Genomic DNA, 14,715 nt, shown 5'->3' with positions numbered 1-14,715 from the left:
AGCGCCGTGCTGCGCACACATGACCTCGGTTCCCTCCGCGCCGAGCACATTGGACAGACCGTCACGCTTGCCGGTTGGGTGGCCCGCCGCCGCGACCACGGCGGGGTGGCGTTCGTCGACCTGCGGGACGCCTCGGGCGTGGCGCAGATCGTCGTGCGCGAGGAGGAGATCTTCCACGGGCTGCGCAACGAGTACGTCCTCCAGATCGTCGGCACGGTCGAGAAGCGTCCCGAGGGCAATGAGAACCCGCATCTCGCGACCGGGGAGATTGAGGTCATCGCTGATCGCGTGACCGTCCTCAACACGGCCGAGCCGCTGCCGTTCCAGGTTGACGAGCACGTCGAGGTCGGCGAAGAGGCCCGTCTTCGGCACCGGTACCTCGACCTCCGCCGGCCCGGGCCTGCGCGTGCGATGCGGCTTCGCTCGGACGCGAACCGCGTGGCGCGGGAGCTCCTGCACGACGAAGGGTTCGTGGAGGTCGAGACTCCAACGCTCACGCGCTCGACTCCGGAGGGCGCGCGCGACTTCCTCGTGCCTGCGCGCCTTGCACCCGGTTCGTGGTACGCGCTTCCGCAGTCGCCTCAGCTCTTCAAGCAGCTGCTCCAGGTCGGCGGCATTGAGAAGTACTACCAGATTGCCCGGTGCTACCGGGACGAGGACTTCCGCGCCGACCGTCAGCCCGAGTTCACTCAGCTGGACATCGAGGCGAGCTTCGTCGAGCAGGACGACATCATCGCGCTCGGCGAACGGATCGTCGCCGCGATCTGGAAGCTCATCGGTGTCGAGATCCAGACGCCCATCCCGCGCATGACCTACGCCGAGGCGATGGCCAAGTACGGTTCGGACAAGCCCGACCTGCGCTTCGGCCTCGAACTCACTGACCTCACTGAATACTTCAAGGACACCGAGTTCGGCGTCTTCAAGGCCGGCTACGCCGCGGGCTACATCGGCGCCGTCGTCATGCCCGGTGGCGCGTCCCAGCCCCGTCGCACCCTCGACGCCTGGCAGGAGTGGGCCAAGCAGCGCGGCGCGAAGGGCCTCGCCTACGTCCTCTTCAAGGAGGACGGCGAACTCGCCGGCCCGGTCGCGAAGAACCTCACCGACGCTGAGCGCGAGGGGCTCGCCGAGGCCGTCGGAGCCAAGCCCGGCGACTGCATCTTCTTCGCGGCTGGCGAGCGGACGGCGTCGCGCGCGCTGCTCGGCGCGGCGCGTGTCGAGATCGGTCACCGCACCGGCCTGATCAACCCTGCGGACTGGGCGTTCGTGTGGGTTGTCGACGCGCCCCTCTTCGAGCCCTCGGAGGCCGCAGTCGCTTCCGGAGACGTGGCGCTCGGCTACTCCGCATGGACCGCCGTGCACCACGCCTTCACCTCGCCGAAGCCCGAATTCCTGGACACGTTCGACCAGGATCCGGGGAGCGCTCTCGCCTACGCCTACGACATCGTGTGCAACGGCAACGAGATCGGCGGAGGCTCAATCCGCATCCATCGGCGTGACGTGCAGGAGCGCGTGTTCAAGGTCATGGGCATTGACGAGGAAGCCGCGCAGGAGAAGTTCGGGTTCCTGCTCGAGGGCTTCAAGTACGGCGCCCCGCCGCACGGCGGAATCGCGTTCGGCTGGGACCGGGTGGTCGCCCTCCTCGCAGGGGTCGAATCCATCCGGGAGGTCATCGCGTTCCCGAAGACGGGCAACGGCTATGACCCGTTGACTGCGGCGCCCGCCCCGATCACTCCCGAACAGCGCAAGGAGGCGGGGGTCGATGCGAAGCTCGACCCCGCCAAGGCTCCCGCCGGAAACCCGCCACAGAAGCCGGTTGGGGAGAAGGCGCGCGCCTGACTGCCGCCGCAGCGGCGTACCGTAGTGCTGATGGAAGATCTGTTCGGACTCGAGCCCATGGACGACGGCGGGATCGACCGTGTGCGCGAAGGGGAGTCCGGATCCAGAGGACGTGAGGATCGTGCCGAGCGCGCGCGGCGGGAAGCACAGCGCAGCCCCCTTGCGGTGCGCATGCGACCAAGGAGCCTCGACGAGGTAGTGGGCCAGCAGCATCTGCTCGGCCCGGGTTCGCCTCTGCGCCAGCTCGCTGCTGGCGCAGAGGCATCGGGAGGCCCCACTGGTCCGAGCTCGGTGATCCTTTGGGGTCCGCCCGGCATAGGGAAGACGACGCTCGCACACGTGATCGCGCGGGGTCCGGGCCGAAAGTTCGTGGAGCTCTCGGCCATCACTGCGGGGGTCAAGGATGTCCGCCGCGTCATGGACGAGGCGCTCACCGCGCGCGATCTGCACCGCATCACGACAGTCCTCTTCCTCGACGAGATCCACCGCTTCACCAAGGCCCAGCAGGACGCGCTCCTGCCGGGCGTCGAGAACCGTTGGGTCGTTCTAGTGGCGGCGACGACGGAGAACCCCTCGTTCTCCGTCGTCTCTCCTCTTCTCTCCCGGTCCCTGCTTCTCACGCTTCAGCCACTCACCGAGGACGATATCCGCGGTCTCCTCGAGCGCGCGGTCGAGGATCCGCGGGGGCTGGGCGGCGCCGTCGTCCTTTCGGAGGAAGCGTCGGAGCACCTCGTGCGGCTTGCCGGGGGCGACGCCCGCCGTGCGCTCACGGCCCTCGAGGCCGCCGCCGCGGTCGCGTTGGACGAGGCCGCCCGGGAAGGCGCGCACGACGGCGGAGCGGGCCAGGGCGCGCCCGTCACCCTTGAGGTGCGGCACACGGAGAAAGCCCTCGACGTGCATGCGGTCCGCTACGACCGCCAGGGCGACATGCACTATGACGTCATCAGCGCCTTCATCAAGTCCATCCGAGGCTCGGACGTCGACGCCGCCCTGCACTATCTCGCGAAGATGGTCGAGGCGGGGGAGGACCCGCGCTTCATTGCCCGGCGCATCATCATCTCGGCAGCCGAGGACATCGGGATGGCTGATCCAACCGCTCTCCAGACTGCTGTTGCTGCCGCTCAGGCTGTCCAGCTCATCGGGATGCCCGAAGGACGGATCGTCTTGGCGGAGGCGGTCGTCCATCTCGCGACCGCACCGAAATCGAACGCTTCCTACATGGGCATCAACGCGGCGATCGCGGACGTCCGGGCAGGGCGCGGCATCGGGGTTCCGGCCCATCTGCGGGACGCCCACTATGCAGGAGCGCAGCGCCTCGGGCACGGCGCCGGCTACGTCTACTCGCACGACGCCCCACATTCGGTCGCCAGTCAGCAGTATCCCCCTGACGATCTCGTCGGCAAGGACTACTACGTTCCCACCGGCAACGGCGCGGAGCGGGACATCGCTGCACGGCTAGAGCGGCTGCGGTCGATCGTTCGGGGTTCGTGATAGGCTAGTTGACCGTCTGGCACGTCGCGTGTCTGATCCTTCCCCATGACGTGTTCTCCCGCACAAGTGACTTGTGCAGAGGCATGCCTGGAAGGCAGCACGGACGGCAGCTGATGGCAGCAACGGGCCGAAGCTCTCCCGCCTGGAGGCCAGGATTCACGCAAGCCGTTGCACTACGAAAGGACACACGTGTCGAGCACTCGTGCCCGCCGTCAGACGCGCCTCTCGCGCTCTCTCGGCCTCGCCCTCACCCCCAAGGCCGCCAAGTACATGGAGCGCCGTCCGTACGGCCCCGGTGAGCACGGCCGCGCCCGCAAGAAGCAGGACTCGGACTACGCCGTCCGCCTTCGCGAGAAGCAGCGTCTCCGCGCCCAGTACGGCATCCGCGAGGCGCAGATGACTCGTGCCTTCGAGGAGGCCAAGCGCACCAAGGGCCTCACCGGTGAGAACCTCATCGAGCTCCTCGAGATGCGTCTTGACGCCCTCGTGCTCCGCGCCGGCTTCGCCCGCACGATCGCCCAGGCCCGCCAGCTCGTCGTGCACCGCCACATCACGGTCGACGGCAAGCGTGTCGACCGCCCGTCGTTCCGCGTCAGCGAGGGCCAGCTCATCGGCGTCCACGAGCGCTCCGAGACGATGGCGCCGTTCCAGGTCGCCGCGGCCGGCGCCCACCGTGACGTCCTCCCGGCCGTCCCGGGCTACCTCGACGTCAAGCTCGAGGCCCTTCAGGCACGCCTCGTGCGCCGCCCGAAGCGCACCGAGATCCCGGTGACCTGCGAAGAGCAGCTCGTCGTCGAGTACTACGCGCGCTGATTCCCCTCGGCCTCCGGGCCGACCAGCAAGGAGCCCGCGGCCGGGATTGCCGCGGGCTCCTTTGTTGCCCGTGCCCCGGCCTGCGCCGTCAGCCTCGCAGAGCGCTAATTTGCAGGGCGCGAACCCTGCCAACCTGAGGGCAGAATTCGTGAGCCGAAGGGCGCGGGGGCCCCTGTATGGTAGCCAAGGGACGCCGTGCTGGCTGTCCCGTAAGGAGGAACCCTGTGTCCGGAGCCGACATCGCCTGCCTCATCGCTGCCGGCGTGTTTGCTGTGCTCGTTGCACTGCTCGCCGTGCCGATCATCAAGCTCGGCCGCGTCTTCGACGAGCTGCGCGCATCGATCCGGACGGTCGCCGACGGCGCCACACCGCTCATGGACGAGGTGACCTCGACGGTCTCGACGACCCACGAACAGCTCAAGAAGGTCGACGGGATCGCGGCCAACGTCTCCGACGCGACCGCAAACGTCTCGGCCCTCTCCTCGCTCGTGGCGGCGACTGTCGGCTCGCCGTTGGTCAAGGTCGCTTCCTTCACCTACGGCGTGCGGACCGCGTGGGCCCAACGGGGCAGCACGGCGAGGCCGTCCGGCCGCCGAAGCCGCTAGGCCCTCGGCACGGGGCTAACCAGCGTGGCGAACCAGCGTACAGAACCACCGGAGAACGAACGGGGCATGGCATGAGGAGTCTGATCTGGCTCTCCCTCGGGGCGGCCGTCGGCGTGGTGGCTTACCGGGCAGTGCAGCAGTTGCGCGGTGAGCCAACGGGCGGCGGCCTCAACCGGGCCGCGAACCGCGTTGCGGAGAGTGCGGCGCACTTCGCCGAGGACGTCCGGCGTGCGATGGCCGCGCGGGAAGCCGAGCTGCGCAGCGCCCTCGGCATCGAGGGCTGAGCGCGTCCGTTCGCGGCCAAGAGGCCGTACAGGGCACAATGGAATGTTGCGGCGGTTCGCCCGCCGCGCCCACACGGGGCCGTAGAGAAGCAGTGTGGACAATTTCGGAAGGGTTGAACAACAGGCCATGAAGTCGCACGAGATCACTCGACGCTGGGTCGACTACTTCGTCAGCAAGGGGCACACGGCGGTGCCCTCGGCGTCGCTCGTCTCCAGCGATCCCTCGCTGCTCTTCACGGTGGCGGGCATGGTCCCCTTCATCCCCTACCTCACGGCTCGGGAAGAGCCGCCTTACCCGCGCGCCACGAGCGTCCAGAAGTGCATCCGCACGGGTGACATCGAAGAAGTCGGAAAGACCGCCCGCCACGGCACGTTCTTCCAGATGTGCGGCAACTTCTCCTTCGGCGACTACTTCAAAGAAGACGCGATCAAGTTCGCGTTCGAGCTGCTGACCAAGAGCGTGGACGACGGCGGCTACGGCCTCCCAGCCGAGCGTCTCTGGGTCACGGTGTACGAAGAGGACGACGAGGCCGAGCGCCTCTGGCTCACCCATACGTCCATTCCGCCCGAGCGCATTCAGCGGATGGGCAAGAGCGACAATTACTGGTCGACCGGCCAGCCTGGCCCCGCGGGTCCCTGCTCCGAGATCTACTATGACCGCGGCCCCGCATACGGGATTGAGGGCGGCCCAGCGGTGGACGACAACCGGTACATCGAGATCTGGAACCTCGTGTTCATGCAGTACCAGATCGAGAATGTGCGCTCCAAGGTCGACTTCGACATCGTCGGCGAGCTCCCCAAGAAGAACATCGACACGGGCCTCGGCATGGAGCGCCTCGCGATGATCCTCCAGGGCGTCGAGAACATGTACGAGACCGATCAGGTGCGCCCCGTGATCGACAAGGCCTCGGAGCTCTCGGGCCGGGAGTACACCTCCGCCGAGACCGCGGACGACCCGCACCATGCGGATGACGTGCGGATGCGGGTCGTCGCCGACCACGTTCGCTCGGCGCTCATGCTCATCGCCGACGGCGTCACTCCCTCGAACGAGGGCCGCGGCTACGTGCTGCGGCGCCTCATCCGCCGAGCTGTACGCGCGATGCGGCTGCTCGGCGTCGAGAAGCCCGTCCTCCCAGAGCTGCTGCCCGCCTCGCGGGACGCCATGAAGGGCGTCTACCCGCAGGTCGAGAAGGACTTCGACCGTATCAGCCGGATAGCCTACGCCGAGGAGAAGGCGTTCCTCCGGACGATCGCTGCGGGCACGACGCGGCTCGAAGAGGCAGTCAAGCTGTCGCGGGCGTCCGGAACCGCGCTCTCGGGCGAGGAAGCGTTCACGCTGCACGACACGTATGGATTCCCGATCGACCTGACCCTCGAGATGGCCGAGGAAGCGGGAGTCCCAGTCGACGAGGCCGGTTTCCGTTCCCTCATGGAGGACCAGCGCACGCGGGCACGGGCCGACGCGAAGGAGAAGAAGAGCGGCCACGCCGATCTCAGCGCCTTCCAAGAGCTGCTCGCCGAGGGGCCAACGGTCTTCACGGGCTACACCGAACTCGACGGGGAATCGCGTATTCGAGGCCTCCTGTCCCACGGCTCACAGGTCAGCCGTGCGGAGTCGGGCTCGGAGGTGGAGATTGTCCTCGAAGAGACGCCGTTCTACGCCGAGGCCGGTGGCCAGGCTGCAGACACGGGACTCATCAGCGGCGATGGCTTCGTGGTCGAGGTACTCGATGTGCAGCGCCCGATCAAGGGACTCAGCGTGCACAAGGGCATCGTCCGCGAAGGCGAGCTGCCCTCGGATGCGCTCGTGCGCACCGCCGTCGACCGGGAACGCCGTCATGCTGCAGAGCAGGCGCACACCGCCACCCACCTCGTCCACGCGGCTCTGCGTCAGATTCTCGGCCCGGAGGCCGTGCAGCGTGGATCCTTCAACAAGGCCGGGTATCTGCGGTTCGACTTCGCATGGGGCGAGCAGCTCAGTGGTGCTTCTCGGAGCGAGATCGAGGAGGTCGCCAACCTCGCCATCCGCGATAACTTCACCGTGAACACGTCGGAGATGCCGCTTGCTGAGGCCAAAGCTGCGGGAGCTATGGCCCTGTTCGGCGAGAACTACGGCTCGCGCGTCCGCGTCGTCGAGATCAACGGTCCGTGGTCGATGGAGCTGTGCGGTGGTACGCACGTTGACTCCACCGCGCTCATCGGCTCGCTCACGCTGCTTGGCGAGCAGTCGGTGGGCTCGGGCAACCGGCGCGTCGAGGCCTTCGTCGGTCTCGATGCCTTCCGGCATCAGGCCGCGGAACGAGCGCTCGTGTCCGAGCTCACCGAGATCTTCAAGGTCCCCTCGGCACAGCTGACGGAACGCATCGGTGCGACCCTCGCCAAGCTCAAGAACGCCGAAAAGGAACTTGAGCGGCTCCGCAAGGAGAAGGTGGCAGCTTCGGCCGCGGCCCTGGTCGGCACGGCGAAGGACGTCGCCGGAGTGCGCCTCATCACGCACGACGCCGGGGAGGTCAGCTCTGCGGACGAGCTGCGGGGACTCGCGCTCGATCTTCGCGGGCGACTGGGCACGGGCGCGTCCGCCCCGGCTGCCGCTGTCGCTGTGGCCGGGGTCGCGAACGGGCGCCCCGTGGTGCTCGTCGTGACGAATGAAGCGGCTCGGGAGTCCGGCGTCAAGGCCGGTGCCTTGGTGCGGACTGCCGCTGGCGTCCTTGGGGGCGGCGGAGGCGGCAAGGATGATGTGGCGCAGGGCGGCGGCACGGACGCTTCGAAGGTTGTTGAGGCCTTGAGCGCCGTAGCAGCTGCCGTGGCCGCTCACTGAAGGAGGCACATGTCCCTCGGCACCCCTGATCCGCAGACCCCGGCGTTCCGCCGCGGGGTCCGCCTCGGCGTCGATGTCGGCATGGTCCGCGTGGGCCTCGCAGCCTGCGATCCGGACGGGATTCTTGCCAGTCCCGTCCGGACCTTGGCGCGGGACCCGAAGAGCAACCACGACATCGGGCTCGTCGCGCATGAAGCCGTCGAGCGAGGCGCCATCCAGGTGTTCGTCGGGCTACCGCGGCGCCTGAACGGTTCCGAATCCGCGTCGGCGGAAATGGCTCGCAGCTTCGCTGGGCTGCTCGCGGACCGCCTCGCTGCGGACGGCTCAGCGTGCGAGGTCCGGCTCGTCGATGAGAGGTTCAGCACTGTCGAGGCGCACCGCAACCTGCGCTCGGCTGGCCTGTCCACTCGGGACCACCGTAAAGTAGTGGATCAGGTGGCCGCCGTCGGCATCCTCGAGCATGCCCTGAACCTGCTCAAGGGGAGCCGTGGCGAAACCGGAGAACTTGTGCCGCCCGGAGCGGAGCACGGTGGGGGGATCCGCCGAGACGACCCGAACAGGAGTGCGTAGCCAGGATGGACCCTCAGGACCATGACACCCGGCCCACGTCTGACCGGCCCCTGACCCGCCGCGAGCTCAGGGCTCGGGAGCGTGCAGTGACCGAGACCCAGCAGCGGAAGCAGTCCGGACCGAATCCGGCCACAGCGTCGTCGTCGCGGCCCACCGCGTCTCCGTACCGCCCGGCGTCGACCGTGCCGCCTGCCGAGACCCCCGATGTAGATCAGTCCTCGGGCGCCGCACAGGAAGACGGCGACGGTCGCCCAGCCTCGACCCCTTCGCGGGAGGCGGCTCCACGCTCGCGCCCCCGGACCGGGCGCACGCTCGCGGACTGGCCGGCACCGGTCCCCGCCTCCTCCAGCCACCTCGCCGTGAAGGGCGAGCCAGTGTACGAGGCTGAAGAACGCCTGGCTCGAGGACTCCGGCGCCCAACGAACCCTGCCGGCGGCAAAGATGCCCAGACCACACGCTTCCTGCCTGCCGTAGACCCGAGCGCTCCAAGCGCTCGCGGCGAGGCGCCGGAATCGAGCGACTCGCCTACAGAGCCGCGCCCGGCGTCTGTCGCGACGCAAGGACCGCGTCTCGCGGCCACAGCTGTTTCAGCCCGGTCCGTCATCAAGCGCGCCGAAGCCGTTCGAGCCGCCGCTGATACGGAAGCGGATCCTTCTGCACTCCGATCAGAGGCCGGCCTCAGCCGGAACGCGGTATGGGACTCGGAGCCTGCGGAGGGCGTCGACGGGCGCCATCGGAATGCTGCGCTGCGACACCGAGCAGGGTCGAGCGTCGAGGTTGCCGATCCCGCGGTTTCGCTCGCAGATACAGGGACACTTGCGGATACCGGGACAGCAGTCGCTGAGCCAGACGTGGTCGCTGCCGCTGACGCGCTCCTTGCCCAGTCGGCTGGGCCGGTCGGCCCCGAAGAGTCCACAGTGCACGAGGCAGTCTTCGCCTCGGCTGAAGTGGTCAAGGCGCCGCGGCGCCGTTCGCGGCAGTTCAAGGCCATCATCTCGATGACGGTTGCGCTGGCGCTCATCGTCGGCGCGTGCTTCCTCGGCGCGGCCGTCCTGCGCCCATTGCTCGGCATGGACAAGGTGAGCGACTACCCGGGCCCCGGCTCCGGACAGGTCACCATCACGGTGCAGCCGGGGTCGGGGCCGCGTGCGGTCGCAGACGAGCTGCAGCAGGACGGCGTCGTCGCGGACTCCGACACGTTCCTCAACGCCTTCGCCGCCACCGGGGCGAGCCTCCATCCGGGCGACTTCACGTTCAAGAAGCAGATGAAGTCTTCGGATGCGGCGCAGATCCTGGCCGGGAACACTGCTCCGGTGATCTATTTCGCGCTCAGTGCGGGGATGCGGGTCAGCGATTCGCTGGCTGCGATCGCGCAGGCTGCCGGGGTGAACCCGAACGATCTGAACGCGCTGAACAGCCAGCCGCAGCAGTTCGGCCTTCCGCCGCAGGCGAAGAGCCTCGAGGGTTACCTGGCCCCGGGGGAGTACAAGTTCCCGGTGGGGACCCCGGCGAAGGACATCATCGCGAAGCTGGTCTCGACCACGGTGGACGAGCTCAAGGCCGACGGGATCACGGATCCGACCAAGCAGTACCAGGACCTGATCGTGGCGAGCATCGTCCAGGCCGAGGGCGGCCAGGCGGACTACGGCAATGTGGCGGGGGCGATCTACAACCGGCTCAAGCCGAACGACCAGACCAACGGGCTGATCCAGTCGGATGCGACGGTCACGTACGGGCTGGGGACCAAGACTGTCCAGCTCACGGACGCGCAGAAGGCGGATCCGGGCAATCCGTACAACACGTACGTGCATCCGGGGCTGCCGCCGGGGCCGATCGGCTCTCCGGGGGCGAAGGCGGTCGCGGCGGCGGCGCATCCGACGCCGAACAACTACCTGTACTGGGTCACGGTGAACCTGGACTCGGGCGAGACGAAGTTCGCCTCGACCTATGCTCAGCACCAGGCCAACGTCGCCCAGTACCAGCAGTGGTGCACCGCCAACCCCGGGAAGTGCCAGTGACCACAGGCAGGCGTCGGGCGGCCGTCCTCGGCCATCCGATCGGTCATTCACGCTCGCCCTCGCTCCATAGCTCGGCTTATGAAGCCTTGGGCGAAGACATCGACTACGGTTCGTACGATCTGGTGCCGGAACAGCTCGCCGACTTCGTTCAGCGCGTGCGTTCCGAGGACGGCTGGTGCGGCCTTTCCGTCACGATGCCGCTCAAGGCGGCTCTCGTGAGCTCGATGGACCGGCTGGAAGGCAACGCTGCCCTGCTCGGAGTCCTCAACACGGTCACCTTCGAGAGGGTTTCCGGGACGCTTCGCCTCGTCGGGCACAACACGGATGTGGCAGGAATCGTCGAGGCCTTCCGCCAAGCAGGCGTTACTCGTGCCGTTGCTCCCGTGATCGTCGGCGCTGGCAACACGGCCCTCGCCGCGGTGGCCGCCATCGCCGAGCTGGGCGCGGCCTCAGCCCAGTTCCTTGTCCGTGACCCCTCCCGTGCAGGCGAGGCGGTGGGCCTCGCCGAGCGTCTCGGTCTCGCCGTCGAACTCGAGGCAATCGCAGGGGGCGCGCCTGCGCTGGCGGCGGCCGACGTCGTCGTGAGCACGCTTCCTCCGCGCGCTGCTGACGCACTGGCGGCCGAGCTGGCCTCCCGCTCTGCGGACGACGGCGGCGCCGGCCTATTGCTGGACGTCGCCTACGACCCGTGGCCGAGTCGGCTCGGGGAGACGTGGGAGGCGCGAGGCGGTCGGGTGCTGCACGGTCTCGAGATGCTTGTCTACCAGGCGGTCGAGCAAATCGTCCTCTTCACGGGGCGCGAGGATGCACGGAGCCTCGACGTCATAGATGTGATGTGTAACTCAGTCGGCCTTCCGCAGCGAGCTCGCTAGCGGGGCCGCATGGCAGGATGGATGGCATGTTGCGTTGGTTGACCGCCGGGGAATCGCATGGTCCGGCACTCGTTGGGATCGTCGAGGGGCTTCCGGCAGGGGTCGAGCTGACGAGTGAGGACGTACGCCGAGCACTCGCACGCCGCCGCCTCGGCTACGGCCGCGGTGCCCGGATGAAGTTCGAGCAGGACGAGGTGACTCTCGTCGGGGGCGTTCGGCATGGACTGACTCAGGGCGGCCCCGTCGCGATCCAAGTGGGCAACACGGAGTGGCCCAAGTGGGAGCAGGTCATGTCGGCCGATCCGATTGACCCGGACGTGCTCGAGGGGGTCGCCCGGAATGCGCCCCTCACGCGGCCGCGCCCGGGGCACGCAGACTTCACGGGCATGCAGAAATACGGCTTCGAGGAAGCGCGTCCGGTGCTCGAGCGTGCGTCGGCGAGGGAGACCGCGGCCCGGGTCGCGCTCGGGACCGTTGCCGCCAACTTCCTCCGCCAGCTCGGGATCGAGCTCGTGAGCCACACAACCCAGATCGCCGCGGTAGCCGTACCCGAGGACGCCGCGCTTCCGCTGCCGTCCGACGTCGATGCCCTCGACGCCGACCCGCTGCGCTGCTTCGATCCGGAGACATCGACGGCGATGGTCGCCGAGGTCGATGCTGCCCACAAGGAAGGCGAGACCCTCGGCGGCGTCGTCGAGGTCCTCGCCTATGGCCTCCCGCCGGGCCTCGGGAGCTACGTGCATTGGGACCGCCGTCTCGACGCGCGGCTCGCCGGCGCCCTCATGGGCATCCAGGCCATCAAGGGGGTCGAGGTCGGCGACGGCTTCCGCACTGCGGCACGTCGCGGTTCGAGGGCCCATGACGAGATCGTCCGCGACGCCTACGGCAAGATCGTGCGTTCGACTAACCGCGCCGGCGGCATCGAGGGCGGCATGAGCATCGGTGACGTGCTGCGCGTGCGCGCTGCCATGAAGCCCATCGCAACGGTGCCTCGCGCGCTCGGCACGATCGACATCGCGACGGGCGAGGCCGCGAAGGCCCACCATCAGCGTTCGGACGTGTGTGCCGTACCTGCTGCGGGCGTGGTTGCCGAGGCCATGGTTGCCCTCGTCCTCGCCCAGGCCGTTCTCGAGAAGTTCGGCGGGGACTCCGTCGTCGAGACCAAGCGCAATCTCGAGTCCTTCCTTGAGAACATTCCCGCCGAAATGGATTCGATCACGCGATGACCTCTGCCGCAGCGCACCCGATTGTCGGACGAACGGTGGTCCTCATGGGGCCCATGGCGTCTGGCAAGTCGTCGGTCGGCTTCGCGCTCGCGCGGATCCTAGGCGCCGATTTCGCGGACACCGATGTGCGGATCGTCCGCGAGCACGGGCCCATCCCGGAGATCTTCGCCAGTCTCGGCGAGGACGCGTTTCGCGACCTGGAGGCCCGAGCCGTCGCGGACGTCCTCGCCGAGGAGCACCCGAACGGGATTGTCGTGGCGCTCGGCGGTGGCGCCGTACTCCGACCGGAGACGCGTGACCGCATCGCGGGCCACCACGTCGTGTACCTCGAGGTGGCGTGGGAAGACGTGGCGCCGCGACTCGTGGGGAGCGAGGACCGTCCGCTCCTCCACGGCCAAGCCGAGGCGAGCTGGCGTGAGCTCATGGAGCAGCGCCGGCCAGTCTACGAAACAGTAGCGACCCTGAAGGTCCATGCCGCCGGAGGAACGGCGGATGAGGTGGCTCAGACGGTCGCGGACCAGTTGATTCCCCTCCAGAAGGAGCTGACGCGTGAGCGCCGACACTGATATCAGCAGCGACCACACCGTCATCAAGGTCACAGGCTCCCAGCGTCACGAAAACTATGACGTCGTCGTCGGACACGGGCTCCTCGCGCGCCTCGCGCCGATCCTCGGAGAGCGGGTCAAGCGCGTTCTCGTGGTCCACCCGCGTGCCCTCCGCGCAACGGGCGACGCCGTCCGCGAGTCCCTTGAGTCCGATGGCTTCACCGCGCTCACGGCGGAGATTCCCGACGCCGAGGAGGGCAAGCACGTCCAAGTTGCGGCGTTCTGCTGGCAAGTGCTCGGCCAGAATGACTTCACCCGTTCGGATGCAATCGTCGCCGTGGGCGGGGGAGCGGTGACCGACCTCGGCGGTTTCGTCGCCGCCACCTGGCTGCGCGGCGTCCGAGTGGTCCACCTTCCGACGAGCCTGCTCGGGATGGTCGACGCCGCCGTCGGAGGCAAGACCGGCATCAACACGGCCGAGGGCAAGAACCTCGTCGGGGCCTTCCACCCGCCTGCCGCAGTGCTCGCGGATCTCGACGCCCTCACGACGCTGCCCCGAAACGAACTCGTCTCCGGGCTCGCGGAGGTGGTCAAGTGCGGCTTCATCGCGGACCCCGCGATCCTCGACCTGATCGAGCACGACCCGGAAGGCAGCACGGATCCGGCCTCGGCCACGCTTCGCGAACTCGTCGAGCGCTCGATCGCCGTCAAGGCCGAGGTCGTCTCAACCGACCTCAAGGAGAGCGGCCGGCGGGAGATCCTCAACTACGGTCACACCCTCGGACACGCGATCGAGCTCGCGGAACGCTACCAGTGGCGGCACGGGGCGGCCGTGAGCGTGGGGATGATGTTCGCAGCCGAACTTGCCCGGAGCGTAGGCCGTCTGGACGACCGCGTGGCCGATCGGCATCGCGACATCCTGCAGGGCCTGGGCCTCCCAACGTCGTATCGTGGCGACCGGTGGCAAGCGCTGCTCGACGGCATGCGGAGGGACAAGAAGGCACGCGGTGACCTCCTGCGCTTCGTAGTGCTCGACGACGTCGCCAAGCCGGGAATCCTCGACGTTCCCGACACGTCGCTGCTGTTCGCCGCCTATCAGGAAATTGCCGAAGGAATCCCCGCATGATGATCGACCGACGCGAGTGGCCCGACGCGGGCTTCCCCGGCATCGCCGTCGATCCCGACACGCTGAACGCGGTCGTTGTGGACGAAGAGCGTTGCGAGGCTGCGCTAGAGGAGAGCGGTTCACTCGAGGATCGCGCCGTCGTCGAACTGGCCCGAGGCCACGTCAGCAAGGCGGCCGAGCTCATCGTCGAAGCGCGCTACCACGATCCGGAATCCTTCCAGCTCAAGGTGCTCGAGCTTGACGTGCTGCGCCTCGGGAACCGCAATGACCGTGCGCTCGAGCGCGCCCGGCAGATCCTCACCGAGGTCAAAGGCACCCCGCGAGAAGCGACCGTGCAGCAGTACCTCGGCAAGATCCAGTTCACTCGAGGCCAGTACGCCTCCGCCGAAGACGCGTTCGCGAAGGCCCTTGAGCTGCGCGTCGCCGCGGCAGCGGACGCGAGCCTCATCTACACGAGCACAGTTGCGCTCGGCAGGGCACGCGAGGAGCGTTTCGGCTCGACCGCGTAGAA

The 14,715-nt window shown here is 68.2% G+C and carries 13 protein-coding genes; all 13 read left to right on the top strand.

From position 1 onward, the window contains the following. The first annotated feature begins 6 nt into the window (after positions 1–6). The 13 genes from aspS to LK10_RS06125 all read left to right on the top strand — a co-directional run bounded on the left by aspS (position 7) and on the right by LK10_RS06125 (position 14,713). Entirely contained in the window at positions 7–1,836 is a 1,830-nt protein-coding gene (gene aspS / locus LK10_RS06185) for an aspartate--tRNA ligase (protein ID WP_052207021.1), read from the top strand. A gap of 30 nt (positions 1,837–1,866) precedes the next feature. Then, positions 1,867–3,327 (top strand): replication-associated recombination protein A, encoded by a 1,461-nt coding sequence (locus LK10_RS06180; protein ID WP_043121202.1) that lies wholly within the window; start codon positions 1,867–1,869, stop codon positions 3,325–3,327. Between the two features lie 189 nt (positions 3,328–3,516). Next, complete coding sequence (rpsD, locus tag LK10_RS06175; protein WP_043121199.1) at positions 3,517–4,140, top strand: 30S ribosomal protein S4; 624 nt, start codon at positions 3,517–3,519, stop codon at positions 4,138–4,140. Between the two features lie 224 nt (positions 4,141–4,364). Then, complete coding sequence (locus LK10_RS06170; RefSeq protein ID WP_043121196.1) at positions 4,365–4,745, top strand: DUF948 domain-containing protein; 381 nt, start codon at positions 4,365–4,367, stop codon at positions 4,743–4,745. Between the two features lie 71 nt (positions 4,746–4,816). Next, entirely contained in the window at positions 4,817–5,029 is a 213-nt protein-coding gene (locus LK10_RS06165; RefSeq protein WP_043121195.1) for a hypothetical protein, read from the top strand. Between the two features lie 127 nt (positions 5,030–5,156). Beyond that, positions 5,157–7,847, top strand: coding sequence for an alanine--tRNA ligase (gene alaS, locus LK10_RS06160; protein ID WP_043121192.1), 2,691 nt, complete (start codon positions 5,157–5,159; stop codon positions 7,845–7,847). 9 nt (positions 7,848–7,856) lie between these two features. After that, a complete protein-coding gene (gene ruvX, locus LK10_RS06155; protein ID WP_052207020.1) occupies positions 7,857–8,417 on the top strand; it encodes a Holliday junction resolvase RuvX in 561 nt (186 codons plus the stop codon). An 86-nt stretch (positions 8,418–8,503) separates the two neighbouring features. Continuing rightward, on the top strand, positions 8,504–10,435 hold the full coding sequence (mltG, locus tag LK10_RS22555; RefSeq protein WP_231567637.1) for an endolytic transglycosylase MltG: 1,932 nt from the start codon (positions 8,504–8,506) through the stop codon (positions 10,433–10,435). Further along, positions 10,432–11,307 carry a shikimate dehydrogenase family protein gene (locus LK10_RS06145; protein ID WP_043121189.1) on the top strand — a complete coding sequence of 292 codons (876 nt, stop codon included), beginning with the start codon at positions 10,432–10,434 and terminating at the stop codon, positions 11,305–11,307. Before mltG ends, LK10_RS06145 begins: the two co-directional genes overlap by 4 nt. A gap of 26 nt (positions 11,308–11,333) precedes the next feature. Beyond that, positions 11,334–12,533: a chorismate synthase gene (gene aroC, locus LK10_RS06140; protein ID WP_043121186.1), complete on the top strand. Its 1,200-nt coding sequence runs from the start codon at positions 11,334–11,336 to the stop codon at positions 12,531–12,533. Further along, positions 12,530–13,099 (top strand): shikimate kinase, encoded by a 570-nt coding sequence (locus LK10_RS06135; protein WP_081998318.1) that lies wholly within the window; start codon positions 12,530–12,532, stop codon positions 13,097–13,099. Before aroC ends, LK10_RS06135 begins: the two co-directional genes overlap by 4 nt. A gap of 1 nt (position 13,100) precedes the next feature. After that, complete coding sequence (aroB, locus tag LK10_RS06130; RefSeq protein ID WP_043121456.1) at positions 13,101–14,204, top strand: 3-dehydroquinate synthase; 1,104 nt, start codon at positions 13,101–13,103, stop codon at positions 14,202–14,204. Beyond that, complete coding sequence (locus tag LK10_RS06125; protein WP_043121183.1) at positions 14,201–14,713, top strand: tetratricopeptide repeat protein; 513 nt, start codon at positions 14,201–14,203, stop codon at positions 14,711–14,713. The genes aroB and LK10_RS06125 overlap by 4 nt, the downstream gene beginning before the upstream one ends. Positions 14,714–14,715: the final 2 nt, after the last annotated feature.

Source organism: Sinomonas humi (assembly GCF_000802235.1).
Lineage (GTDB): Bacteria > Actinomycetota > Actinomycetes > Actinomycetales > Micrococcaceae > Sinomonas > Sinomonas humi.
Note: the sequence above shows the minus strand (reverse complement) of the source record. Positions and strands in the feature narration are given on the sequence as shown.